Annotated in this window: 7 protein-coding genes; all 7 read right to left on the minus strand. The window is 36.6% G+C overall.

What is annotated here, in order from left to right; all coding sequences use genetic code 11:
• A partial coding sequence (locus M0Q51_17125) for a hypothetical protein (GenBank protein ID MCK9401692.1) occupies window positions 1-181 on the minus strand: 181 nt, incomplete at its 3' end.
• Window positions 182-420: 239 nt separating this feature from the next.
• Window positions 421-1,002, minus strand: coding sequence for a hypothetical protein (locus M0Q51_17130; protein MCK9401693.1), 582 nt, complete (start codon window positions 1,000-1,002; stop codon window positions 421-423).
• 200 nt (window positions 1,003-1,202) lie between these two features.
• Window positions 1,203-2,120, minus strand: a complete 918-nt coding sequence (locus M0Q51_17135; GenBank protein ID MCK9401694.1) for a T9SS type A sorting domain-containing protein — start codon at window positions 2,118-2,120, stop codon at window positions 1,203-1,205.
• Between the two features lie 190 nt (window positions 2,121-2,310).
• Window positions 2,311-2,571, minus strand: a complete 261-nt coding sequence (locus tag M0Q51_17140) for a Txe/YoeB family addiction module toxin (GenBank protein ID MCK9401695.1) — start codon at window positions 2,569-2,571, stop codon at window positions 2,311-2,313.
• Complete coding sequence (locus M0Q51_17145; GenBank protein ID MCK9401696.1) at window positions 2,571-2,825, minus strand: type II toxin-antitoxin system Phd/YefM family antitoxin; 255 nt, start codon at window positions 2,823-2,825, stop codon at window positions 2,571-2,573. The genes M0Q51_17140 and M0Q51_17145 overlap by 1 nt, the downstream gene beginning before the upstream one ends.
• Window positions 2,826-3,089: 264 nt before the next feature.
• Complete coding sequence (locus M0Q51_17150) at window positions 3,090-3,350, minus strand: Txe/YoeB family addiction module toxin (GenBank protein ID MCK9401697.1); 261 nt, start codon at window positions 3,348-3,350, stop codon at window positions 3,090-3,092.
• Window positions 3,350-3,604, minus strand: a complete 255-nt coding sequence (locus M0Q51_17155; GenBank protein ID MCK9401698.1) for a type II toxin-antitoxin system Phd/YefM family antitoxin — start codon at window positions 3,602-3,604, stop codon at window positions 3,350-3,352. Before M0Q51_17155 ends, M0Q51_17150 begins: the two co-directional genes overlap by 1 nt.
• Between the last annotated feature and the right edge of the window lie 456 nt (window positions 3,605-4,060).

Genomic DNA, 4,060 nt, shown 5'->3' on the forward strand with positions numbered 1-4,060 from the left:
TGCTTTTCAATTCTTTTACATAATCTGGCGCTAAAGACAATTCGGTTTCACTTATTTCTGAAAAGAAAATTAAAAAATCCCCGGCGAATATCCTTTCGAAGAACTTTTTCGTAATTTCTGCAAATTCCTCATCAAAATATCCACCAACGACTGAAGTATCAATATAAACTCTAGGTTTCATTTATGAGTCAAGTTTATACAAAGATATGGAAGAATATGCCTGTCTAAAAATTTAAAATTTCAACCCTGTGGCATAACGCTCGCGCGCAAAGGCCTGGGCCGGGTTTTTGCTACCCGTGGCAGGCGCATATAAATTTAAACTTTTTCCTTGTTTCTTTTTCCATGTTCCTTAATACGCGCCTGCCGCGGGGAGCAATTTTGAGCGCCGGCCTGGCCTTTGCGCGGTCGTTGTAAACAGTTTTATATCCAAACAATTTCTGGAGTTTCAAACTCAATAGCTTCATTATTTTCAAGTTTGAACAATATCTTGAATTTTCTTGGTAAAGGATTGTCCGGTTTTGCATTAATATAAAATGCACAATGATCTAAAAAACCCCCAGTCCAGTTATTAAGAATAGTTTTCAGCGAATCTAATGAAATGTCCGATCTCGTGTGTAGATAATTACACGTGATAAACTCATTAAAATTGGAATTTGATAAAATTCCTTGAAAAGTTTCATTACTTGATAAGGTGATGTTCTGTATCTTAAATTTTAAACCATTTTCGCCCCATTCTGGACAAGTGATTGCATATAAAGAATTTGATGAACAAAAGGCACTTGCTATAAAATCATATTGAATATCTGTTTCTATTCTAACCGTATCAGTGTATGTAGTATCACCATTTTGTAAAGGACTAGCCAATCTATCATACCGATCAAACAATTCTATGCTAAATCCATTTAATTGAACATATTCTTTATCAATTTCAGTACAACATGAATTAACAATTATATTGAGAAATATACTTGCAGTCACCATTAGAATCGCCTTTTTAATCATAAATATTTTTCAGTCGGAATTATAAAATTGTTTACAACGCTGAGCGCAGCTGCCGGCCCGGGTTATTATTGCACCATACGGGCGGGTGCTTTGCACAAACGGTTAAAGTTACAAATTCATTTTCAAAGAGCGCCCGTCCGCCAGCTGGCGGATGCAACGATTGAAATAGCCCCGGGCTGGCTGATGCGCGTCCGTTAGGCTTAGTACAATTTGACAATTTTTCTAGTCTGAATTAAATTGCCTTCAATAGTCCTTAAATAGTAGACACCTTTTTGAATATGGTCCAAACTGATTCTATGTTTGACATTAACTTGCTTATCTGAGTAAACTATTTGGCCTTGCGAATTATAGATTTCAAGATAATATGAAGTAGTAGAAAGGCTTTCTTTTTCAATGATTATGAAATCTTTAAAGGGATTTGGAAAAATTTTATAAACATCCTGGGACGTTTCTCCGATTCCAAGCATGATATTAACGAAACAATCGTCATAGGATGAGCTATTCCAATATTGGATATCATTTGTGTATGAACATGTTAGATCAAGTTCATCTGGAATTTCCGAGCTAAACAATTTCGGTTCGTGCGGGAAAATTGGGCCATGAATGCTGCCAATTCCTTCAATCCACTTTTCATTTAAATTTTCAAATGAAATAAAGGTGGGCTCGTCAAATATCAATCTTTTAAAATATAGGCCATTGATTTGGATACTATCAACCCCAATAATTGCAATATTTTCTGCGGCAAATCCAAAATCAAAGAAAACGCTATCACCAATTTCCAAATTGAAATTATAAAGTGTATCGAGATTATTATCAACATCTTGAAAGAGAACAACTCCTTCGGATGAATGAATCAACCCTTTATAATGAAGGTTGAAAGTGAATAATGTGTCCCATGAAGAATATAGCTTTAACCAAGTGATGCCATTAATCAGGGAATCACCTATAAAACCATAGTAAGTGGTTCTGGTTTCGACAAAATTTGGAAATTCAGGGCTTGCATTTGGAAAAACGCGTGCAACATACCATTCAGAATTATCATTCATGAAATGGTCGACCGCCTGTGCAAATGAGGCGATTGGCATGATTACAATTAAAATGAGGAGTAATTTTTTCATAATCCATTGTATTAAGCCTAACGTTCGAGCGCAAAGGCATGGGCCGGGTTTTTGCTACCCGTGGCAGGCGCATATAAATTTACACTTTTTATTTGTTCCTTTTTCCATGTTCCTTAATACGCGCCTGCCGCGGGGAGCAAGTATGTGGACCCGGGCTGGCCTTTGCGCGTTTTGTTAGGCTGCGTGTTTTTCACTTGTCGTAATGATACCGGCAGCTATATATTACGATTTCATTTTCATTTGCCTTATAAACTAATCTATGTTCCCTATCAATTCGCCTTGACCATAATCCGGTCAAATCATATTTTAGAGGTTCAGGTATTCCCATTCCTTCATAAGGCGTCCTTTGAATATCTTTAATAAGATCGTTAATTTTTTTCAGGATCTTTTTATCTTCCGAATGCCAGGATATATAATCTTCCCAGGCATTTTTTGAAAATGTAATTCGCATCATTCTTCAATTAGATCATGCTGAACTCCTTTTCCGGCTTTAATTTGCTGAATAGACTCATATAATCTGTCAGCATTGACTTTGGAACTTAATAAATGGACAGTTTCCATAATTGAATTATATTCACCCAATGATATAAGCACCGCCCCATTTCCTGTCCCTCTTTTAATTATTAACGTTTCATTATTATTTTCGACGTCATCAAGAAAGTTCTTAAGCCGTGTTCTGAATTCTGTGAAGTTTGCAGCTCTCATTTTAACATTTGTTTAAGTAATTAATAAAGTACAAATATACGTACATTATTAGTATCTTATAAGAAAATATTATAAATTTTAAACATGCAGCCTAACGTTCGAGCGCAAAGGCATGGGCCGGGTTTTTGCTACCCGTGGCAGGCGCATATAAATTTACACTTTTTATTTGTTCCTTTTTCCATGTTCCTTAATACGCGCCTGCCGCGGGGAGCAAGTATGTGGACCCGGGCTGGCCTTTGCGCGTTTTGTTAGGCTGCGTGTTTTTCACTTGTCGTAATGATACCGGCAGCTATATATTACGATTTCATTTTCATTTGCCTTATAAACTAATCTATGTTCCCTATCAATTCGCCTTGACCATAATCCGGTCAAATCATATTTTAGAGGTTCAGGTATTCCCATTCCTTCATAAGGCGTCCTTTGAATATCTTTAATAAGATCGTTAATTTTTTTCAGGATCTTTTTATCTTCCGAATGCCAGGATATATAATCTTCCCAGGCATTTTTTGAAAATGTAATTCGCATCATTCTTCAATTAGATCATGCTGAACTCCTTTTCCGGCTTTAATTTGCTGAATAGACTCATATAATCTGTCAGCATTGACTTTGGAACTTAATAAATGGACAGTTTCCATAATTGAATTATATTCACCCAATGATATAAGCACCGCCCCATTTCCTGTCCCTCTTTTAATTATTAACGTTTCATTATTATTTTCGACGTCATCAAGAAAGTTCTTAAGCCGTGTTCTGAATTCTGTGAAGTTTGCAGCTCTCATTTTAACATTTGTTTAAGTAATTAATAAAGTACAAATATACGTACATTATTAGTATCTTATAAGAAAATATTATAAATTTTAAACATGCAGCCTAACGCTCGAGCGCAGCGCCCTGGCCCGGGTTTTTATTGCACCATACGGGCGGGTGCCTTGCTTAAACGGTTAAAGTTACAAATTCATTTTGATATGCACCCGCCCAAATGGTGCAACATTTTAAAGAACCCCGGGCTGGGCGCTGCGCGGTTGTTGAACTAAATCCCACATTCGTGGGATAGCTAATAACAAAAGTATTAAAATAGTACTGAGTAGGGAGTGGTCGCTCCCCGAAATAAGTTATAAACCTTAAAAACTCAGTACCATGAAAAGAATTGAACCGACTATTGTCGAGAAAGCTATCCAGACAGTTGATGGCTTTGCGAAAGTTTACAAAGCTCTGCAACAACAAATCGTGTTGCG

It is taken from the genome of Bacteroidales bacterium (assembly GCA_023229505.1).
Classification (GTDB): domain Bacteria; phylum Bacteroidota; class Bacteroidia; order Bacteroidales; family JAGOPY01; genus JAGOPY01.